The sequence below is a fragment of the Pseudomonas sp. Sample_24 genome (assembly GCF_004307605.1).
Taxonomy (GTDB): Bacteria; Pseudomonadota; Gammaproteobacteria; order Pseudomonadales; family Pseudomonadaceae; genus Aquipseudomonas.
On sequence record NZ_RCNW01000520.1, the window covers coordinates 10,378 to 11,768 of the forward strand.

Genomic DNA, 1,391 nt, shown 5'->3' on the forward strand with positions numbered 1-1,391 from the left:
GCGACGGGGCTTTTTCGTTTGTGGGGTGAGTCTCTTGCAAAGCTGTTTGTATGGGCTGTCGGCGTACGATGTAGGTGTCGTGGTTTGGGGTCGCTGCGCTCATTTTTGCAAGAGTCTTATGTCTTGATTGTTTTTCGGCTCGTCCGTATGGCGAGAGGCGTTTGTTATGAAGTTTGTTGATGAAGTATCGATTCGAGTAAAGGCCGGTGACGGCGGCAATGGCTGCATGAGTTTCCGTCGCGAAAAATTCATCGAAAACGGTGGCCCTAACGGCGGTGATGGCGGTGATGGCGGTTCCATCTACATGATGGCCGACGAGAACCTCAACACCCTGGTCGACTACCGTTACACCCGGCACTTCGATGCCGAGCGTGGCTCCAACGGCGGCAGCACCGACTGCACCGGCAAGAAGGGCGAGGATCTGATCCTGCGTGTACCTGTGGGTACCACGGTGATCGACTCTGCCACTCAAGAAGTGATCGGCGACCTGACCAAGGCCGGCCAGAAGCTGATGGTGGCTCATGGTGGCTGGCACGGCCTGGGCAACACCCGTTTCAAATCCAGTACCAACCGTGCGCCACGCCAGACTACGCCGGGCAAGCCGGGTGAGCAGCGTGACCTGAAGCTGGAAATGAAAGTGCTCGCGGACGTCGGTCTGCTGGGCTTGCCGAACGCTGGTAAAAGTACCTTTATCCGTTCGGTATCGGCCGCCAAGCCGAAAGTGGCCGATTACCCGTTCACAACCCTGGTGCCGAACCTGGGGGTGGTCAGCGTCGATCGCTGGAAAAGCTTCGTGGTCGCGGACATCCCGGGTCTGATCGAAGGCGCTTCCGATGGCGCGGGTCTGGGGATTCGCTTCCTCAAGCATTTGTCGCGTACCCGTCTGTTGCTGCACCTCGTCGACATGGCGCCGCTGGATGAAACCAGCGCTCCGGACGCCGCCGAAGTCATCGTCAACGAGCTGACCAAATTCAGTCCGTCGCTGGCTGAGCGCGATCGCTGGTTGATCCTGAACAAGTGCGACCAGATCCTCGATGAAGAGCACGATGCTCGCGTCAAGGAGATCGTCGATCGTCTGGAGTGGACCGGTCCGGTCTATGTGATCTCGGCCATCGCCAAGCAGAACACCGAGCGTCTGTGCCACGACATCATGCGTTACCTGGAAGATCGCGCCGATCGCCTGGCCAACGACCCGGCCTACAAGGAAGAATTGGCCGATCTCGATCAGCGCATTGAAGATGAGGCGCGTGCCCAGCTGCAGGCGCTGGACGATCAGCGTGCTCTGCGTCGCAGTGGCGTGAAGTCGGTCCATGACATCGGTGACGATGATTGGGATGAAGAAGATGTGGATGACGAAGACGGTCCGGAAATCATTTACGTGCGTGACTGAT

General features: G+C 58.4%; 1 protein-coding gene. It reads left to right on the plus strand.

Annotation, left to right across the window (positions count from 1 at the left end; all coding sequences use genetic code 11):
- Positions 1–166: 166 nt before the first annotated feature.
- Complete coding sequence (gene cgtA, locus D8V06_RS29635; protein WP_056855669.1) at positions 167–1,390, plus strand: Obg family GTPase CgtA; 1,224 nt, start codon at positions 167–169, stop codon at positions 1,388–1,390.
- Position 1,391: the final 1 nt, after the last annotated feature.